The organism is Bauldia sp., from assembly GCA_037200845.1.
Classification (GTDB): Bacteria; Pseudomonadota; Alphaproteobacteria; order Rhizobiales; family Kaistiaceae; genus DASZQY01.
In genome coordinates this window covers 2,336,245-2,355,148 of record JBBCGQ010000001.1, presented here as the reverse complement: position 1 = coordinate 2,355,148, position 18,904 = coordinate 2,336,245, and the positions used below count along the sequence as shown (strand labels likewise).

18 protein-coding genes are annotated in these 18,904 nt (G+C 68.2%); 7 read left to right on the top strand and 11 right to left on the bottom strand.

What is annotated here, in order from left to right:
• Nucleotide 1 precedes the first annotated feature (1 nt).
• The 4 genes from livM to WDM94_11690 all read right to left on the bottom strand — a co-directional run bounded on the left by livM (nucleotide 2) and on the right by WDM94_11690 (nucleotide 4,702).
• Nucleotides 2–1,459 carry a high-affinity branched-chain amino acid ABC transporter permease LivM gene (gene livM, locus WDM94_11705; GenBank protein MEJ0013261.1) on the bottom strand — a complete coding sequence of 486 codons (1,458 nt, stop codon included), beginning with the start codon at nucleotides 1,457–1,459 and terminating at the stop codon, nucleotides 2–4.
• A gap of 3 nt (nucleotides 1,460–1,462) precedes the next feature.
• A complete protein-coding gene (locus WDM94_11700) occupies nucleotides 1,463–2,386 on the bottom strand; it encodes a branched-chain amino acid ABC transporter permease LivH (protein MEJ0013260.1) in 924 nt (307 codons plus the stop codon).
• Nucleotides 2,387–2,538: 152 nt separating this feature from the next.
• A complete protein-coding gene (locus WDM94_11695; protein ID MEJ0013259.1) occupies nucleotides 2,539–3,819 on the bottom strand; it encodes an MFS transporter in 1,281 nt (426 codons plus the stop codon).
• A gap of 22 nt (nucleotides 3,820–3,841) precedes the next feature.
• The gene (locus WDM94_11690) at nucleotides 3,842–4,702 is read right to left on the bottom strand and encodes a uracil-DNA glycosylase (GenBank protein MEJ0013258.1); all 861 of its coding nucleotides are present in this window, start codon (nucleotides 4,700–4,702) and stop codon (nucleotides 3,842–3,844) included.
• A gap of 89 nt (nucleotides 4,703–4,791) precedes the next feature.
• On the opposite strand from WDM94_11690, the gene WDM94_11685 reads away from it, so the two are divergent.
• From WDM94_11685 to WDM94_11655, 7 genes are all read left to right on the top strand, one after another.
• Complete coding sequence (locus WDM94_11685) at nucleotides 4,792–6,138, top strand: sorbosone dehydrogenase family protein (protein ID MEJ0013257.1); 1,347 nt, start codon at nucleotides 4,792–4,794, stop codon at nucleotides 6,136–6,138.
• A 74-nt stretch (nucleotides 6,139–6,212) separates the two neighbouring features.
• Nucleotides 6,213–7,544, top strand: coding sequence for a PQQ-dependent sugar dehydrogenase (locus WDM94_11680; protein MEJ0013256.1), 1,332 nt, complete (start codon nucleotides 6,213–6,215; stop codon nucleotides 7,542–7,544).
• 202 nt (nucleotides 7,545–7,746) lie between these two features.
• On the top strand, nucleotides 7,747–8,070 hold the full coding sequence (locus WDM94_11675; GenBank protein ID MEJ0013255.1) for an XdhC family protein: 324 nt from the start codon (nucleotides 7,747–7,749) through the stop codon (nucleotides 8,068–8,070).
• Nucleotides 8,071–8,772 carry an XdhC family protein gene (locus tag WDM94_11670; protein ID MEJ0013254.1) on the top strand — a complete coding sequence of 234 codons (702 nt, stop codon included), beginning with the start codon at nucleotides 8,071–8,073 and terminating at the stop codon, nucleotides 8,770–8,772.
• A complete protein-coding gene (locus WDM94_11665) occupies nucleotides 8,769–10,346 on the top strand; it encodes a molybdopterin-binding/glycosyltransferase family 2 protein (protein MEJ0013253.1) in 1,578 nt (525 codons plus the stop codon). The genes WDM94_11670 and WDM94_11665 overlap by 4 nt, the downstream gene beginning before the upstream one ends.
• Nucleotides 10,347–10,380: 34 nt before the next feature.
• Nucleotides 10,381–11,079, top strand: coding sequence for a cyclic nucleotide-binding domain-containing protein (locus tag WDM94_11660; protein MEJ0013252.1), 699 nt, complete (start codon nucleotides 10,381–10,383; stop codon nucleotides 11,077–11,079).
• A gap of 201 nt (nucleotides 11,080–11,280) precedes the next feature.
• Nucleotides 11,281–11,547 (top strand): usg protein, encoded by a 267-nt coding sequence (locus WDM94_11655; GenBank protein ID MEJ0013251.1) that lies wholly within the window; start codon nucleotides 11,281–11,283, stop codon nucleotides 11,545–11,547.
• Here the strand turns inward: WDM94_11655 and WDM94_11650 are convergent.
• The 7 genes from WDM94_11650 to WDM94_11620 all read right to left on the bottom strand — a co-directional run bounded on the left by WDM94_11650 (nucleotide 11,544) and on the right by WDM94_11620 (nucleotide 18,898).
• Complete coding sequence (locus tag WDM94_11650; GenBank protein MEJ0013250.1) at nucleotides 11,544–12,284, bottom strand: SDR family oxidoreductase; 741 nt, start codon at nucleotides 12,282–12,284, stop codon at nucleotides 11,544–11,546. The two genes, WDM94_11655 and WDM94_11650, sit on opposite strands and share 4 nt — an antisense overlap.
• On the bottom strand, nucleotides 12,281–13,027 hold the full coding sequence (locus WDM94_11645) for a peptidase (protein ID MEJ0013249.1): 747 nt from the start codon (nucleotides 13,025–13,027) through the stop codon (nucleotides 12,281–12,283). The genes WDM94_11650 and WDM94_11645 overlap by 4 nt, the downstream gene beginning before the upstream one ends.
• 99 nt (nucleotides 13,028–13,126) lie before the next feature.
• On the bottom strand, nucleotides 13,127–13,945 hold the full coding sequence (locus WDM94_11640) for a transglutaminase family protein (protein MEJ0013248.1): 819 nt from the start codon (nucleotides 13,943–13,945) through the stop codon (nucleotides 13,127–13,129).
• Nucleotides 13,946–13,949: 4 nt separating this feature from the next.
• On the bottom strand, nucleotides 13,950–14,888 hold the full coding sequence (locus tag WDM94_11635; GenBank protein ID MEJ0013247.1) for an alpha-E domain-containing protein: 939 nt from the start codon (nucleotides 14,886–14,888) through the stop codon (nucleotides 13,950–13,952).
• A gap of 148 nt (nucleotides 14,889–15,036) precedes the next feature.
• Nucleotides 15,037–16,455, bottom strand: coding sequence for a circularly permuted type 2 ATP-grasp protein (locus WDM94_11630; protein MEJ0013246.1), 1,419 nt, complete (start codon nucleotides 16,453–16,455; stop codon nucleotides 15,037–15,039).
• 338 nt (nucleotides 16,456–16,793) lie between these two features.
• Nucleotides 16,794–17,603 carry a UDP-2,3-diacylglucosamine diphosphatase gene (locus WDM94_11625; GenBank protein MEJ0013245.1) on the bottom strand — a complete coding sequence of 270 codons (810 nt, stop codon included), beginning with the start codon at nucleotides 17,601–17,603 and terminating at the stop codon, nucleotides 16,794–16,796.
• The gene (locus tag WDM94_11620; protein ID MEJ0013244.1) at nucleotides 17,600–18,898 is read right to left on the bottom strand and encodes a ceramide glucosyltransferase; all 1,299 of its coding nucleotides are present in this window, start codon (nucleotides 18,896–18,898) and stop codon (nucleotides 17,600–17,602) included. Before WDM94_11620 ends, WDM94_11625 begins: the two co-directional genes overlap by 4 nt.
• Between the last annotated feature and the right edge of the window lie 6 nt (nucleotides 18,899–18,904).

Sequence of the window (18,904 nt, the reverse complement as noted above, 5' to 3'; positions counted from 1 at the left end):
GTCAGCCATGCCCTTCGCCGGTGAGCGACCCGGATATGGTTTTTCGCTCCTTGAGGAACACGGTCGGCTGGCGCGCGGTGACGAAGCCGCGCGGCTTCCACAGCATGATCAGCACCATGGCGAGGCCGAAGAGCAGCATGCGGTACTGCGTCGGCTCGAAATCCTGGCCGAAGACTTCCTTGAGGATGGTGAGCTCGCGGAGACTCTCGATGCCGCCGATCATGGCGACGGCGGCGACCGCGACGCCGATGATCGAGCCCATGCCGCCGAGCACGACGATGGCGACGATCATCGCCGACTCGATGAAGGTGAACGATTCCGGGCTGATGAAGCCCTGGCGCGCGGCGAAGAAGGAACCGGCGAAGCCGGCGAACATCGCGCCGGTGGCGAACGCGGTCAGCTTGGTCGAGGTCGTGTTGATGCCGAGCGACCGGCAGGCGATCTCGTCCTCGCGCAGCGATTCCCAGGCGCGGCCGATCGGCAGCTTGCGCAGCCGCGTCGTCACCCAGGCGGTGAACAGCGCCAGCGCCAGGATCAGGTAGAACATGAAAATCTTGTAGTAGGCGGACGAGAGCGGCAGGTGGAAATGCGCGGCGAAGCCGTTCGGCGAGGCGTCGAACGGCATGCCGAAGAACGTGATCTTCGGGATCGAGGTGATGCCGAAGCCGCCCTTGGTGACGTCGCGCCAGTTGACCAGCACCAGGCGCACGATCTCGCCGAAGGCGAGCGTGACGATGGCGAGATAGTCGCCGCGCAGCCGCAGCACCGGGAAGCCGAGCAGCACGCCCCAGGCCGCGGCGAGAAGGCCGGCGACCGGCAAGAGCACCCAGAACGACAGGTCGAAGTGGATGGCGAGCAGCGTGTAGGAATAAGCGCCGACGGCGTAGAAGGCGACGTAGCCGAGGTCGAGCAGGCCGGCGAGGCCGACGACGATGTTCAGGCCCCACGCCAGCATGACGTAGATCAGGATCTGCACGCCGAAGTTATCGACCCACTTGATCGAGCCCTGGATGCCGCTCGTGCCGAGCACGATCGGCGGGTAGAGGACGAGCAGCAGTATCGCGATCGGGATGAAGAAGCGGCGGAGCGTGGTCTGCCACTGCGGCGCGGCCTTGACCCTCGCCGGCGCGCCGCGGCGGCGCGTGGCGTAGGGCGCGTAGAAATAGGCGATGAGGAAGCGGCCGACCGCGACGATGCCGACGGCGGTGGCGAGCAGGCCGGGCCGCGTCACCAGGACGAGTTCGTTGCGGACGTTCTGCGCCGTGAGCAGGCCGAGGAAGGGACCGAACAGCGCCAGCGCGACGCCGCCGGCGATCAGCGCTTCCTTTATCGCATGGCCGAAATCGGCCTGACCGACGTTGGTGATGGGCGGCTCGCCCTGCGCGGCGGCGATGCCCTGTTCTTCCAGTATCTGGGCGCCTTCGGGACGGAAGTCGGCTGTCGGGGCGGTATCGACCATGGCCTAAACCTTCTCCACGTCGGGCCGGCCAAGGATGCCCTGGGGCAGGAAGATCAGCACGATGGCGAGGATCGAGAAGGCGGCGACGTCCTTGTAGTCGATCGAGAAATACGCCGACCACAAGGCTTCGATCAGCCCGATCAGGATGCCGCCCAGCACCGCGCCGGGCAGCGAGCCGATGCCGCCCAGCACCGCGGCGGTAAACGCCTTGATGCCCGGCGAGAAGCCGTCGGAGAAATTCACGACGCCGTAGAACATCAGGAACATCGTGCCGGCGACGGCGGCGAGCGCGGCGCCCATGACGAAGGTGAGCGAGATGGTCTTATCGACGTCGACGCCGACCAGCGCCGCCATCTTGCGGTCCTGCTCGCAGGCGCGTTGCGCGCGGCCGAGCGGCGTCTTCTGCACGATGTACCAGAAGATCGCGAGCAGCGTCGCGGTGACCAGCACGATGATGATCTGCTTCAGCGACAGCGTGATCGACGAGTTGGAGCCGGCGGCGTGGTAGACGGTGAAGACGTCGCGCACGATCGGCGGGATCGGCTTGTTGCGCGGGTCCTGCGCCACCTGCACGAAATTGGAGAGCGTGATCGAGACGCCGATCGCCGAGATGAGCGGCGCCAGGCGGAACGATCCTCGTAATGGTCGGTAGGCGACCTTCTCGATCGCCCAGTTCCACGCGCCGGTGAGCACCATGCTGATCAGCAGCATGGCGATGATCGCGACGACCACCGAGCCGATGCCAAGCCAGGTCGTGACGATCAGGAAGACCATCAGCGCGATGAAGGCGGAGAGCATGAAGACGTCGCCGTGCGCGAAGTTCACCATGCCGATGATGCCGAACACCATCGTGTAGCCGATCGCGATCAGCCCGTAGATCGAGCCAAGCGTGACGCCATTGATGAACTGCTGAACGAAGTACTCCATTCGCCCCTGTGTCCCCTGTTCAATGGCCTTTTGGCCGGAGGCCGGGTCGAGCCGGCTTCCTTTAATTGATTAGGGTTATCAACCTGAAGGGCGCAACACAACTGCGTCGCAGCCATCCGCTGTTCATTCTTTCGGCACCGACTGCCGCGTGTTTATTCTTTTGGCATTGCCGCGTCGGCCGCTTCCGGCGCCGGCTCGGGCACCGCCGAGCGCGGGTCGAGCGCGGCGCTCTCGTGGGTCGCGGTCTTGCCGATCGGCAGGCCGCGGAAGGTGTCGCGGAGCACGACGTTCAGCGTCGAGCGCCGGCTGATGCGATAGGCGACGTAGCCGACGACCACGACATGCACGGCGGCGGTAAAGGCGAACAGGCCCTCCGGCGCCAGGTGGCCCATGGCCCAGGCGGCGGCGAGCGGGCCGAACATCGTGCCGATGCCGTAGAGCAGCAGCAAACTCGAGGCGATCTTCACGAATTCGTCCGCCGCGGCGAAGTCGTTGGCGTGGGCGACGGTCAGCGCATACATCGGATAAATCATGGCGCCGAAGACAATGGCGAGGGGGATGACCACCGCCGGCGCATGCGGGCGGAACACGAAGAAGGCGAGGCCGATGACCGCCGCGCCGATGGCGACGCCGATGAGCACGCGGCGGCGGTCGGTGCGGTCCGACAGGCGGCCCAGCGGAAACTGGATCAGCGACCCGCCGATGAGCGCGCCCGCCATGAGGAAAGCGATATCGCGCGTCGGCAGCCCGATCTGCTGGGCGTAGACGGGCCCCAGCGTGCCGAAGGCGCCGTTGACCAGGCCGACGAGAAAGGAGACCACGGCGCCCACCGGCGAGATCGCATAGAGGCGGCGGACGTCGAGCTTGGCGGCCTTCAGCGGCTGCGGGCTTTTCGCCGTCGACAGCGCCGTCGGCAGGATCGCCAGGCAGTAGAAAATCGCGCCGATGGCGAAAAAGAAGAAATCGGACGGCGGCTTGATGACCATCAGAAGCTGGCCGGTGGTCGAGGCGGCGAAGTTCACCATCTGGTAGACCGAGAAGATCGTGCCGCGATTTTCGCGCGTCGCCCGCTCGTTCAGCCAGCTTTCCACCACCATGGCCGCGCCGGCGAAGCAGAAGCCGTTGATGGCGCGGACGACGATCCACGCCGGCGCGTTGATGAACAGCAGGTTGAGCAGGATCGTCACCGCCGCGACCGAGGCCAGGGCACCGTAGCTACGGACATGGCCGACGCGGCGCACGATCTGCGGAATAAGGATGCAGCCGGAGATGAAGCCCGCCGACCAGCCGGTGCCGAGAAGGCCGAGTTCCGTGAGGTTGAACCCGGCTTCGGCGCCGACGACCGGCAGCAGGATGCCGTGCAGCCCGCCTGCGATCAGCAGAAAGGCCGAGCCGAGGAGCAGCGAGGCAACGGCGACGAGCTGGGAGGACATCTCAGGCGGACGAGCGTGATTCTCAAGGGCCAGTCTTCGCCGTCTCCGCCCCGGAATTCAAGGCTTCCCGCAGCATCAGGAAATCGCGCCAGGCGAGCCGCTTCTGCAGCGGCTGGCGCAGAAGATAGGCGGGGTGGAGCGTCGCCATCGCCTTGATGGTGCGCGTGCCGGTGTCAAAGTCATGCCAGCGGCCGCGGAATTTCAGGATGCCCTGCGTGTTGCCCATCAATTCGGCGGCCGAGGGTGCGCCGAGGCAGATCAGGAAATCGGGGTTCGACAATTGGATCTGGCGGAGCGTGAACGGGCGGCAGGCCGCCGTCTCCTGCGGCGTCGGCGTGCGATTGCCCGGCGGGCGCCAGGGCACGACGTTGGCGATGTAGACCGACGTGCGGTCGAGGCCGATGGCGGCCAGCATCCGGTCGAGCAGTTGGCCCGAGCGGCCGACGAAGGGCAGGCCCTGGATGTCCTCGTCGCGGCCCGGGGCCTCGCCGACCAGCATGACCCGGCTGCCCGGCGTGCCGTCGGCGAACACGAGTTGCGTCGCCGTCTTGCGCAGGCCGCAGCCTTCGAAATTTTCCAGCGCGGCGCGCAGTTCGTCGAGCGTGTTCGCCGCCTGCGCCGCGGCCCGCGCGGCGCGCGCCGTTTCGTCGGGCGGCGCTGCCGGTTGCGCGGCCGGTGCGATCAGCGTGCGCGGTGGCGGGAGCGGCGCGTTGCGGTCGAACGATAACGGTGCGGCCGGCGTCGGCATGGGCGCTGACGCCGCCGGTTGCGGCGTTGGCGCGCGCGCGGCGAAGCGGTCGACGGGTGCTTCCTCCAGCGCGACGTCGATGCCCACCTCGGCGTACCAGGCAACGAGATCGCGCGGATCGTTGGTTTCGGTCATCGGCGAATATCTAGCGTCCCTTGAAGCGGCCCGCCATCGCCCCATTTCCGTTGCCACGGGGGCGCACTCCACGACTGCAGGAGCGAGCCATGCGGAAATCCACCATCCTTCTGGCGTTTGCGGCGGCATTTGCCGCGGCGCCATCGTTTGCGGCCGACAGCCAGGTGCTGACCGGCCAGGCCGCCTTCGGCGGCTGGGACAGCCAGGCGCCGGGCGTCCGGCGTCTGATCAAGCCGGGCGACCTGCCGGCGCCGTTCGCGACCGAGTCTGCCTCCAACGCGCCGGGCCTGGTCGACCGGCCGCCCGACGCGAAGCCGATAGTAGCAGCAGGCTTCACCGTCGATCTGCTGGCGCAGGGCTACCAGCAGCCGCGCGTCGTGCGTGTGGCGCCGAACGGCGACCTGTTCGTCGCCGACTCCTCGGCCAACACCGTCCACGTTCTGCGTCTCGATGCTTCCGGCAAGGTCGCGCAGGACTCGACCTTCGCCGACGGCCTCAACCAGCCGTACGGCATCGCGTTCTATCCGCTCGACAATCCGCAATACGTCTATGTGGCGAACTCCGACAGCGTCGTGCGCTATCCGTACAAGGCGGGCGACCTGAAGGCGACGGCGGCGGCCGAGACCATCATCCCCAACGTGCCGTCCAACCATCACTGGACGCGCGACATCGCCTTCTCCGCCGACGGCAAGACGCTCTACCTCTCCGTCGGCTCGGGCTCGAACATCGGCGAGGACGTCAGTGGCCTGCCCGACGGCGGCATCGCGCAGTTCGCGGCGTCGCATCCGCTGGGCGAGATGTGGAACGAGGAGGAGGCGCGCGCCGCGGTGCTCGCCTACGATCCCGACGGCAAGAACATGCGGGTCGTCGCGACCGGCATCCGCAACTGCTCGGGCATGACGCTGCAGCCGGCGACCAATGCGCTGTGGTGCGTCACCAACGAGCGCGACGGGCTCGGCGACAACCTCGTGCCGGACTACGCCACCACGGTGAAGGACGGCGCTTTCTACGGCTGGCCCTGGTACTACATCGGCTCGAACGAGGACCCGCGCGCGCCGCTGAAGGGACAGCGTCCCGACCTCGCCGGCAAGGTGACCGTGCCCGACGTGCTGTTCCAGGCCCACTCGGCGCCGCTCAACATCGCCTTCTACGACGGCGGCATGTTCCCGCCGGAGTACAAGGGCGACGCGTTCGCCACCATGCACGGCTCGTGGAACCGCGGCATGCGCACCGGCTACAAGGTCGTCCGCCTGCTGATGGACAACGGCAAGCCGACCGGCGCCTACGAAGACTTCATGACCGGCTTTGGCATGTCGTCGGAGCAGGTGTGGGGCCGTCCGGTGGGCGTCGCCGTCGCCAAGGACGGCGCGCTGATCGTCACCGACGACGGCAGCGGTTCGATCTGGCGCGTTTCGCATGACGTCAATCCGTCGTAGTCTCGGCGGGCCGTAAGACCTAGAGCCCGGCGGCGCAAACCGCCGGGCTTTCCGTTTGCTGGGAGGCGGACGCGATGCTGAAAGGCCTGACGCTTGCCGTGCCGTTCCTGCTCTGCGCCGCCGCGGCTTCGGCGGAGGGCACGCTGACCGGGGAGGCGGCGTTCGGCGACTGGCACTCCGACCGTCCCGGCGTTCGCCGCCTGATCACGCCGGCCGACCTGCCGGCGGCAAATCTCACCCCGGAAAACGGCGCCGCCGCGCTGGCGCCGATCCTGCCGATGCCGGCGGACGCGAAGCCTGCCGTGCCGCCGGGCTTCGCGGTCGATCTGTTCGCCGGCGACCTCAAGGGACCGCGCGTCATCCGCGTGGCGCCGAACGGCGATATCTTCGTCGCCGAAAGCGGGGCAGGGCGGATCACCGTCTTGCGCACCGGCGCCGACGGCAAGGTGAGCGAGCGCAGCGTCTTTGCCGAGAATCTCGGCTACGCCTACGGCATCGCGTTCTATCCGGCCGGCAACGATCCGGTCTGGCTCTACGTCGCGGAGAGCAATCGCATCATCCGCTTCCCCTACAAGAGCGGCGACCTCAAGGCCGAGACGCGGCCGCGCACCGTGCTCGGCGGCATTCCGGCGGAAGGCCACAACACGCGCGACATTCTCTTCTCGCCCGACAACCGGCTCATGTATCTGACCGTCGGATCGGCGACCAACGCGGCGGACGGACTGCCGCAAAAATCGCCGGACGAGATCGCGCGGCTGGAGGCGGCGCTCGGCGTCGGCGCGGCGTGGTCGGCGGAGCAGGGGCGCGCCTCGATCTTCACCTTCGACCCGTCCGGCAACGAGGGCCGCATCATCGCCGGCGGCATCCGCAACTGCTCGGGCATCGCCATCCAGCCGAAGACCAACGCGCTGTGGTGCGCGGCGAACGAGCGCGACGGCATCGGCGCCAACGTGCCGCCCGATTTCATCACGCACATCGCCGACGGCGCCTTCTACGGCTGGCCCTGGTACTACATCGGCGACCACGAGGATCCGCGCCACGCCGGCGAGCGGCCCGACCTCAAGGGCAAGGTCACGGTGCCCGACGTGCTGCTCGCGCCGCACTCGGCGCCGCTGGGACTCGTCTTCTACGACGGCGCGATGTTCCCGGAGGAATATCGCGGCGACGCCTTCGCCACGATGCACGGCTCGTCCAACCGCGGGGCGCGTACCGGCTACAAGGTCGTGCGCATCCCGATGAAGGACGGCGTGGCGACCGGCGAGTACGAAGACTTTATGACCGGCTTCGTCCTCAACGACGACGCGGTCGATGGCCGCCCGGTTGGCGTGGCGGTCGCCAAGGACGGTGCGCTGCTGGTCAGCGAGGACGGCAACAACACGATCTGGCGGGTGTCGGTGGCGAAGTAAGTCTGAGCGGGCGTGCCCCCTCCGCTTTCCCTGCGAAAGCGGGGATCCAGGTGCCGGAAGTCTGCCGGGAGCTGGCGTCTCGTACTGAACCTCCTGCGTCCCCGTGGGGAAAGCAGAGTGGGCTGGTTCGCAGCGCGGGTCCGGCCATGACGGAGGCGGAGTGCCGCGTTATATTCAGCCGGACACATCGGAGCGCCGACGCATGCCCACACCGGACCTCGACGTACTCGCCGCCGCTGAAGCCTGGCGGAAGGCCGGGCGCGACGTCGCGATCGCGACCGTGGTCGAGACGTGGGGCTCGGCGCCGCGCCCCGTCGGCAGCCACCTGATCGTCGATGGCGAGGGCAACTTCGAGGGCTCCGTCTCGGGCGGCTGCGTCGAGGGCGCGGTGGTCGGCGAGGCGCTCGACGTGATCGCCGCGGGCAAGCCGAAGATGCTGGAGTTCGGCGTCGCCGACGAGACCGCGTGGCGCGTCGGCCTGTCGTGCGGCGGGCGGATCAAGGTCTACGTCGAGAAGCTCGACTAGATGAAACTCGACATCCTCGAGCGGCTGAACGCGGCGCGGCAGAAGCGGCAGGCGGCGATCCTGGTCACCGATCTCGCCAGCGGCCACCTGCGCCTGGTGGTCGAGCACGAAGGCTACGACGGCGATCCGCTCGCCGACGAGCTCCGCCGGCGCTTTGCTTCCGGCGCGTCGGGCACCGTCGGCGAGGCGAACACGTTCCTCACCGTCCACCTGCCGCCGCCGCGCCTCATCGTCATCGGCGCGGTGCACATCAGCCAGGCGCTGGCGCCGATGGCGAAGCTGGCCGGCTTCGATATGACCATCGTCGATCCGCGCACGGCCTTCGCGACGCCCGACCGGTTTCCCGATGTGACGCTCATCGCCGAGTGGCCGCAGGACGCGCTGCCGAAACTCGGCCTCGATCCGTTCACGGCAATAGCGGCGCTGACGCATGACCCGAAGATTGACGACGGGGCGCTGGAGGCGGCGCTTCGTGCGGAATGCTTCTACGTCGGCGCGCTCGGCAGCCGGAAGACGCAGGCCAAGCGTCTCGACCGGCTGCGCGCCCTCGGCCTCGACGAGCGCGCGGTGGCGCGCGTGCGCGGGCCGATCGGCCTTGCCATCGGCGCGCAGTCGCCGGCCGAGATCGCGGTGTCGATCCTCGCCGAGGTGATCGCGACGCTGCGCAGTCGCGGCGCCGTGGCGAAGGAAGCGGCGGCGTGAAATTCGGTCCCGTGCCGGTCGCGGCAGCCGGCGGCGCGATCCTCGCCCATTCGGTGCGCCTTGCCGACGGTGCGCTCCGCAAGGGCACTTTGCTCACCGCGGAACACATCGCAGCACTTGCCGCGGCCGGCATCGCCGAGGTCACCGTGGCGCGCCTCGACGTCGACGACGTGCCGGAGGATGAGGCCGCGGCCACGATCGCCGCGCTGCTCGCCGGCAAAGGCGTGCGCGCGGCACGTCCCTTCACCGGCCGCGCCAACCTCACGGCCGAGGCGTCCGGCGTCGTGGTCATCGACCGCGCCGCCATCGACCGGCTGAACCGCGTCGATCCCGCCATCACCGTTGCGACGGTGCCGGAATACGCCGCCGTCGCGGCCGGCCAGATGATCGCGACGGTGAAGATCATCCCGTTCGCCGTTCCGCGTGCGACTTTGGCCAAAGCAAACGCCGGCGCGGCGATCCGCGTCGCGCCGTTCCGCGCGATGAAGGTCGGCCTGGTGGCGACGACGCTGCCGTCGGTCAAACCGGCAGTGATGGACAAGACGCGCCGCCTGCTCGACGAGCGGCTGGCGCCGGCCGGCGCGTCGGTGCTGCGCGAGGATCGCGTCGCGCACGACGCCGATGCGGTCGCGGCGTCGCTCGCGGCGCTGGCCGGGCAGGGTGCCGGCCTGCTGATCGCGTTCGGTGCTTCCGCCGTGGTCGATGGCGACGACGTCATCCCCGCGGCGATCCGGCAGGCGGGCGGCGCGGTCACGCGCCTCGGCATGCCGGTCGATCCGGGCAACCTGATCGTGCTCGGGCGCATCGGCGACGTGCCGGTGATCGGCGCGCCGGGTTGCGCGCGGAGCCCGAAGGAGAACGGCTTCGACTGGGTGCTGGCGCGCATGCTCGCCGGGCTCGAGGTCACCTCGGACGATGTCGCGGCGATGGGCGTCGGCGGCCTGCTCGGCGAGATCGTGACGCGGCCGCAGCCGCGCGCCGGCGCGGCGCCGAAGATTGCGGCGCTGCTGCTCGCCGCCGGCTCCTCGCGCCGCATGGGCGAGGCCAACAAGCTGGTCGCGACCATCGGCGGCCGGCCGCTGGTGCGCATCGCGGCGGAAGCGGCGGTCGGCTCAGGCGCCGCGTCGCTGACGGTGGTCACCGGCTACGCGCCGCAGGAAGTCGAGGCCGCGCTCGCCGGCCTCGACGTGGCGCGCGTGCACAATCCCGACTTTGCCGGCGGCCTGTCGACCTCGCTCCGCGCCGGGCTTGCGTCGCTGTTCGACGATGTCGACGCCGCCGTCGTGCTGCTCGCCGACATGCCGGCGGTCACTTCGGCGACCGTCGATCGCCTGATCGAGGCGTTCCGCCCGGGCGGCATCGTCGTGCCGTCGTTCGCGGGCCAGCGCGGCAATCCGGTGGTCTGGTCGCGCCGCTTCTTCCCGGAACTGATGGCGGTGACGGGCGATACCGGCGGGCGCCGGCTGATCGAGGCGCACCGCGACGCGGTCGTCGAAATCGAGCTCGGCGCCGATATCGCGCTCGACGTCGATACGCCGGAAGCGCTGGCGGCGCTGGGCGGCAAGCCGGCCTGATGTTCCGGAGCGCGAAATTGCGTATGGTCGCGGCATGAATCTCTGGCTGACCGATATTCTCTCGCCGACCGCGCTTGCCCACCACGTGGCGCTGTTCCTCATCGTCGTCGCCGTGGCGATGCCGACCATCGCGCTAGTGCGCTGGCTGGCGCTGGCCGCCGGGCTGGTCGGCGGCGTCACCACCATCTACTTCGGCTTCAATGCCACAGAAGGCTTCTGGTGGGCGCTGCTGGTGCTGGTCGCACTGGTGCGTATCGTTCGCGCCATCAACTGGCGCTGGGGCGGCCGGCTCAGCGCCGAGGAGCAGATGTTCCACGAGCAGGCGGTGCCCGGCCTCAATGCCGGCCAGGTGCGCCGGCTGCTGGCGGTAGGGCGCTGGCGCGAGGTCGTGCCCGGCACGGTGCTGACCAGGAGCGGCGAGCGCATCGCGGAACTTTGTTTCGTCGTGCGCGGCCAGGTCGACATCATCGTCGACGGCAAGAAGGTCGCGGAGGTCACGGCCGGATCGCTGCTCGGCGAGACCGGCATCTCGACCGGCGAGGCGGCGATGGCGACCGCCGTGTGCGCCACGCCGGTGCGCTACCTGGGCTTCGAGGCGACGCGCCTCTATCGCCTGCTCGACAGCCACACGGAGTTACAGGACGCGATCGAGCTCGCGGTCGAACGGAGCCTCCGCGAGAAGCTCAACCGCTCCAACATGGCGGCAGCGCACGGCGAGCGGCCGCCGCGGTAGGGCGGCAATTGGGAAGTCGGCAGTCGGCAGTCGGAGCATCTCCGCTACCGACTACCGATTGCCCCGTGCCGACTGCCGTCTGTGTTTGTCAGCAGCCTCGGCGGCATGCTGCTAATCATTTGACCCTGCGAACGAATCCGCGAAACCGGCGTTGCTTTTGCATGACAGGAGCGTGAACCTGCCAGCAGAGGAGTCGGGCTGATGACCGCGTTCGATTTCAGGAACCTCGAGGGCTACGGCCTGACGACGGCGGAAATCTTCTACCGCCTGCCGGACCACCGCTCGCTGCTGCAGACGTACGTCTGGCAGGGCTACGACATTGCCCCGCGCTTTCCCAAGTTGCGCGACTTCCTCGATTTCTGGGAGGCGAAGCTCGACGGGCCGCTGCACTCGGTCAAGGTCGCGCACAAGCGGCTGATCACGCCGAGCGAGGTGCGTGCGGTGTCGATGGAGTTGCGGCTGAATTAGCCCCGCCCGACGTACGGCATCGTCGTCGCCATCACCGTCATGAACAGCACATTGGCGTCGAGCGGCAGGCCGGCCATGTAGAGCACGGCATCGACGACGTGGGTCACGTCCAAGCGCGGCTCGGTCGCGGTGGTGCCGTTAGCCTGCAAGGCGCCCGTCTGCATGCGGCTGGTCATGTCGGTGGCGGCGTTGCCGATATCGATCTGGCCGCAGGCGATGTTCCATTGGCGGCCTTCCAGCGCCGTCGACTTGGTCAGGCCGGTGATCCCATGCTTGGTGGCGGTGTAGGGCGCCATGTTGGGGCGCGGCACGTGCGCCGAGATCGAGCCGTTGTTGATGATGCGGCCGCCCTGCGGCGCCTGCGCCTTCATCAGGCGGAAGGCTTCCTGCGTGCACAGGAACGGGCCGGTGAGATTGGCGCCGATCGCAGCCTGCCACTGCTCGAAGCTGATCTCGTCCATCGGCAGCGACAGGCTGACGCCGGCGTTGTTGAAGAGCAGATCGAGCCGGCCGAAAGCCTGCTTCACGCGGGCGAAAAGTGCGCCGACCGATTTCGGGTCGCCGACGTCGGCCGGCACCGCGATGGCGCCGTTGCCGATGTCGCGCGCCGCTGCCTCCAGCGGCCCGATGCGCCGTCCGGCGACCACGACCGAATATCCGGCGCGGCCGAGGCCGAGGGCCACGGCGCGGCCGATGCCCGAGCCGCCGCCGGTGACGAGGGCAACCTTGGCTGTCATCTCGATTTATACGGCGGCGAGGGGATCGCCTTGTGGGCGGCGCGCAGCGCAGCCGACCAGCGCTCGCGGAGATCGTGGAAGTAGGGCTCCGCCGCCTCGACGCGGTAGCTCAACTCGAGCTTCTCGGTGTCGCGCCGGATGGTGAGAATATCGATCGGCAGGCCGACCGAGAGATTGGAGCGGATGGTCGAGTCCATCGAGATCAGCCCGAGCTTCAGCGCTTCGTCGAGCGTCGTCGACTCGGTCACCGAGCGGTCGAGGATCGGCTTGCCGTATTTGTGCTCGCCGATCTGCAGATAGGGCGTGTCGGGCGTCGCCTCGATGAAGTTGCCGGCGGCGTAGATCATGAACAGCCGCAGCCGGCCGCCGAGGATCTGGCCGCCGAACAGCATCGAGACGTGGAAGGCGCTGGTGTCTTCCTGCTCGAGCGTCTCGCCGATCTCGTTTCGCGCCTCGCGCACGGCGCGGCCGAGGAATTTCGCCGCCGCGAACATCGACGGCATGTCGGTCAGCGTCTCGAGCGCGCCGGTCTCGGGATTTTTCATGCCCTCGCTCGCCAGCGTCAGCGCCGACTGCGTCACCGCCAGATTGCCGGCGGTGGCGATGCCCAGCGCGCAGACGCCCGGCTTCTCGAAGACGTGCAGCTTGCGGAACGTGGCGATGTTGTCGAGGCCCGCGTTGGTGCGGGTGTCGGCGATCATCACCAGTCCTTCGCGGACGAGGATGCCCACGCAATAGGTCATGGCATTGCCCGCATAGCTACGCTCGCCCCCGGCTCCCCAACCGCGGGGGGATTTTGAGGGTTTAGCCACGAGTCGCAATGAAAAAAGCGGGACGTGGTTTCAACGGCCGCGGGTGATGTCCGCAACATGGACGTGCACGGCCAGCGTTTCGCCGCTGCCGCCGTAGCGAACGCCCCGGATTGGCGCGGCGCCGAGATAGTCGAGGCCGATGGCGGCGCGGACGTAGGCTTCCGTCGGGCTGACGCCGTTCGCCGGGTCGAAACCGACCCAGCCGAGGTCGGGAATCAGGGCCTCGGCCCAGGCGTGGCCGGCCTCCTGCTGGATGTAGTCGTCGCGGCAAAGGTAGCCGGAAACATAGCGCGACGGGATGCCGAGGTGGCGCGCGGCGGCGATGAAGATGTGCGCGAAATCCTGGCAGACACCCTGGCCGAGGCCGAAGGCTTCCGTCGCGCTGGTGCCGGTGTCGGTGGCGTCGACCTTGAAACGCAGCCGCTCGCGGATGCCATGCATGACGGCGTGCATGACCTTCAGCGGGCTGCCGGCCTCGCGTCCGGCAATCGTGTCGGCGAAATCGCGGATCGCGGCGTTCGACGTGGTCAGCGTGGTGTCGCGCAGAAAGATAAGCGGTGGGAAGCGCTCGATCTGGCCGTTGATCACTCCGGCGGTATCGTTGGTCTCGATCTGGCCTTCGGCGACGATCGTAAGGCCGTTCAGCGGACCCTCGGCGGTGAAGGCGTGCAGCGTGTTGCCGAACGGATCGGACGACTGATCGAGACGGCAGTCGTGGTCGACGTCGATGCGCCAGTCGAGGATGAACTGGCCGTCGTGCCCGCGCGGCGACAGGCGCAGCACCTCGATCGCGCGCGTCGCCGGTGTGGCGTAGGCGTAGGCCGTCTCGTGGCGGATGCGGATGCGCATGATGTCAGGTCAGGTACTGCTCGGTGATGGCGTTGCCGAGGCGGCCGTTGTCGGCGATGAACTCGGTCAGGAACTCGTGCAGGCCCTTCTTCTGGAAGATGTCCGAGATCGAGGCATTCTGTAGCCGCGTGCGGATCGAGCGCGCGACGCGCTGCGCCGGGCCCTGACGGCCGTAGGCGAGCGACAGTTCGTCGAGGAAGGCGCAGAGATTCTCGTAGCAGGAGGCGAGCGAGCGCGGCATCTGCTCCTTCAGCACGAGCAGGTCGGCGATCAGCCACGGCTTCAGGCTCTCGTGATAGACCCAGCGGTACGCGGTCAGCGACGAGACCGAGCGCAGGATCGACGCCCACTGGAAATAATCGAGGCCGCCGCCGACGCTGGCGCCTTCCGGCAGCAGCAGGTGATATTTCACGTCGAGAATGCGGGCGGTGGAGTCGGCGCGCTCGAGATAGACGCCGAGGCGCAGGAAGAAATACGCGTCGTTCCTGAGCATCGTGCGATAGGCGGCGCCGTCGAAAAGCAGGCAGGCGTCCTTCACGCGGCCGAGGAACTGGGTGAGCGTGTCGCGGTCCATGCGGGCGCCGTCGAAGCGTTTCAGCTCCAGCCAGCCGGCGTTGATCGCCTCCCACATATCGGCGGTGAGCGCGGTGCGCTCGGCGCGGCTGTTGTGGCGCGCGGTGCCCAGGCAATTCTTGATGCTCGACGGGTTGTCGGCGGAGAAGGCGAGAAAGTCGATGACCGTGTCGCGGTCGGCGGTGCGCTCGCCGAAGAGATGCAGCGCGCCGGCGGCGGCGAGCGCCGACTCCCACTCGTTCGATTCGCCGGCGTAGGAAATCGGCATCGCGGCAAGGCGCGAGGCGGCGTCGATGATGCGCGCCGTGTTGTCGGCGCGCTCGACATAGCGCGCCAGCCAGAACAGGGCATCGGCGGTGCGGCTCAGCATGGTGCTGTCCTGGTTGATCCTCCCCCGCAAAGCGGGGGAGGGGGACCATGCGCAGCATGGTGGAGGGGGCCGGCCCCCTCAGTCGGCTTCGCCGACAGCTCCCCCGTGAACGGGCGAGCACCGCAGCGCAGCGGATGCGCCACCCACCTCATGCGTCCAGCACCCAGGTATCCTTGGTCCCGCCGCCCTGGCTCGAGTTCACCACCAGCGATCCTTCCTTGAGCGCGACGCGCGTCAGGCCGCCGGGGACGATGCGCACCTTGTCGCCGCCCGAGAGGACGAACGGACGGAGGTCGACGTGGCGCGGCGCGATGCCGGCATTGACGAAGGTCGGCGAGGTCGACAGCGCCAGCGTCGGCTGGGCGATGAAGTCGTCCGGGTTCGCCTTCAGCTTCAGAGCGAAGTCGCGGCGGGTCTCGGCGTCGGCGGTCGGCCCGATCAGCATGCCGTAGCCGCCGGAGCCAGAGACTTCCTTGACCACCAGCTCGTGCAGATGCTCGAGCACGTAAGCCAGCGAGTCTTTCTCGCGGCAGCGCCAGGTCGGCACGTTTTTCAGGATCGGCTCCTCGCCCAGATAGAAACGCACGATCTCGGGCATGTACGAGTACACGGCCTTGTCGTCGGCGACGCCGGTGCCGACGGCGTTGGCGAGCGAGATGTTGCCGGAGCGGTAGGCGTTCATCAGGCCGGGGACGCCCAGCGTCGAATCCGGGCGGAAGGTGAGGGGATCGAGGAAGTCGTCGTCGAGGCGGCGGTAGAGCACGTCGACGCGTTTCGGTCCCTCGGTGGTGCGCATCCAGACGATGTTGTCGCGGATGAGAAGATCGCGGCCCTCGACCAGCTCGATGCCGAGCTTGTCGGCGAGGAACGAATGCTCGTAGTAGGCGCTGTTGTACGGGCCGGGCGTCAGCAGCGCGACCGTCGGGTCGTCGGGGGCGGAATGCGGCGCCACCGACTTCAGCGTGGCGAGCAGTTCCTCCGGATAATTTTCCACCGGCGCGATGCGGTTGACCGCGAAGAGATCGGGGAACAGCCGCATCATCACTTCGCGGTTCTCCAGCATGTAGGAGACGCCGGAGGGCGTGCGGGCGTTGTCTTCCAGCACGTAGAAGTCCTGGTCGTCGACGCGCACCACGTCGATGCCGGCGATCATGACGTAGATGTCGTGCGGCAGCTTCACGCCGGCCATCTCGGGCCGGAAGTACGGGTTGCGGTAGATGAGGTCGGCGGGCACCTTGCCGGCGGCGATGATCTCGGCCCTGCCGTAGACGTCGGCGAGGAACGCGTTCAGCGCCTTCACCCGCTGCTCCAGCCCGCGCGACAGGCGCTGCCACTCGGCCTTGGTGAGCACGCGCGGCACGATGTCGAACGGAATGATGCGCTCCTCGCCGTCGGCGTTGCCGTAGACGGCGAAGGTGATGCCGATGCGGCGGAAGAGCAGCTCGGCCTCGGTGCGGCGGTGGGAAAGCAGGTCGGCGGGCGTCGAGGCCAGCCAGCGCTGGAGGAACTCGTAGCCGGCGCGGGGGGCGCCCGACTCGGCGAACATCTCGTTGAAGGCAGTCGGCATCGGCAGCAGCTTACCTGAACTCGCCCGGAGTCATCCTACGGACTTGGCGGAAGGCCGTGCAAGAAGAACGCCAGCTCCACCGTCCTCTCCCCAAAGGGGAGAGGGCTTCGCCTCTTGCGAGCGAAGCGAACCAGAGGCGGAGGGTGAGGGTTGCGGCATTGCACGGAGGAGGAACACCCCTCCCCAAAACCGCGATGCGGTTTTGTCCCTCCCACAAGGGGAGGGCTCAAGCGGCGTTTGTTGCAGCACGCTGTTTCAGCAAGATGAACCCTCCCGTTGTGGGAGGGTCAAACCGCCGCAGGCGGTTTGGGGGAGGGGTGTCTCGCCTCCCTGCTTGCCTACGCGATCGCCTGCTCGCTCTCGCCGTCTTCGACGTCCGGCTGGACGGCTTCCGGCTCGAGGTTGGCCCAGCCGATGATCTCGATGCGGCCGTCATCGTGCTCGACCGCGGCGGTGCAGCTTTCCACCCAGTCGCCGCAGTTGACATAGCGCAGGCCGAACTCGTCGTGGGCGGCGGCGCGGTGGATGTGGCCGCAGACGACGCCGTCGACGTCGTTCTCGCGGGCGGCCGCGACGAGGCTTGCCTCGTAGTGGCCGATGAAATTGACGGCGCCCTTCACCCGCATCTTGGCCCAGTTGGAGAACGACCAGTAGGGCATGCCGAAGGCGCGGCCGACGCGATTGACGACGGTGTTGATGGCGAGCGCGGCGACATAGGCGTTGTCGCCGAGGAAGGCCAGCCAGCGCGCCTTCGACTGGATCGGGTCGAAGCAGTCGCCGTGGACGACGAGGTAGCGCTTGCCGTCGGCGGCCTGGTGGATGACGCTGTCGTGGATCTCCAGCGCCTCGCTCTTCGAGCCGATGTACTGGCGGGCGAATTCGTCGTGGTTGCCGGGCAGGTAGACGATGCGCGTGCCCTGCTCGGCCTTGCGCTTCAGGAGGCGGAGGACGGCGTTGTGCTCGTCCGGCCAGTACCAGCGCACGTCCAGCCGCCAGGCATCGATGATGTCGCCGACCAGGTAGATCGTCTCAGCCTCATGGCTGGCGAGGAAGTGCAGGAGCTGCCCGACCTGGCACCCTCTGGTGCCGAGATGCATGTCGGAGACGAACAGCGTGCGGTGGGTGCGGGCGGGGGCGATGGCGTTCATCGTGTCTTGTTCCCAGTCTTCCAGGTCCAGCGTTGCAACGGACTCGGGCGAAGGCTACGGGCCCCGACGGCGCGGGGAGTCCCGAAGGCACGGAACGAACGGATGGCGCGGGCGCCGCGGATGCGCAGCGCCAGCGCGTGATCGGCCAGCGTCCGCGTCGGCACCTCGGGCGCGGCGGCAGCAAGCTGGCTGGTCTTCATGTCCATCGCGTTGCCGCGCCAGACGAAGGTGTTGCCGGTCCAGCCGGCGACCCAGAGGGCGGGCAGCGCCAGGTCGCGGACGAACATCATCAGCGCAATGCGCGGCGAGATCGGCCAGCCCATGCGCGAGGCGAGCAGCAATTCGGCCGCGTACCACGCGATGAACAGCATGACGAGGCCCGGCCATGTGGCGGGGCCCAGCGCGATCACGATCGCCGCCATGGTCAGCGGCAGGAAGCCGCCGGATACGATCTCCAGCGCATAGAGCGGTGCGAAGGTGGCGCGACGGAGACGCGCCCAGCGGAGCTGACGGTTCCAGATATCGCGGACGGCGCGGTAGCCGAGCGGCTGCGGCCACGGATTGCGCACGAGGCGGACGCGATAGCCGGCGTTGCGCACGACCTTGGTCGCGGCCGCGTCTTCGGCGGGCTCGGAGGCGAGCGCTGCGATGCCGCCGGCGTTGTCGAGATCGGCGCGGCGCCAGAAGATCGTCTTGCCCTGGGCGAAGGCCATGGCGAAGACGTCGGCGGTGAGCTGCCAGCGCGCCTGATACGTGTTGAGGAAGGCGCACTCGAGTTCGGCGCCGACGCCGTCCGGCTCGGTGCCGACCGGCGGCGAGCAGACGAGACCGACGCCGGGGGTCCAGCGGGCGAGCAGCGTGTCGATGTAGTCGGGCGTCAGCAGCACGTTGGAGTCGGTCATGACGATCCACTCGTGCTTCGCCTCGCGCCAGCCCTTCACCAGGTTGTTGAGCTTGGGGTTCATGCTGATGCGGTCGTCGCCGATCAGCAGGCGCGACGGCACGCCCGGGTGCCGCGCCATGATGCGTTCGATCACGGCGATGATCGGATCGTTCTCGCGCTGGACGCAGAAGACGATCTCGAATTCCGGATAGTCGATGAAGAAAGCCGACTCGAGCGTGCGCTCGATATGATTCTCGATGCCGCAGGCGGGACGAAGGATCGTCACCGGGGGGCGGTTAAGGGCTTGCTTCGGCGGCTTCAGATAAGACCGCGCCACCAGCACGGCAATGCTGATGAAATGGGCTGACGCCGCGACGACCAAGCAGAAGAGAATCAGATCAGTGAGCGTCATTGCGGT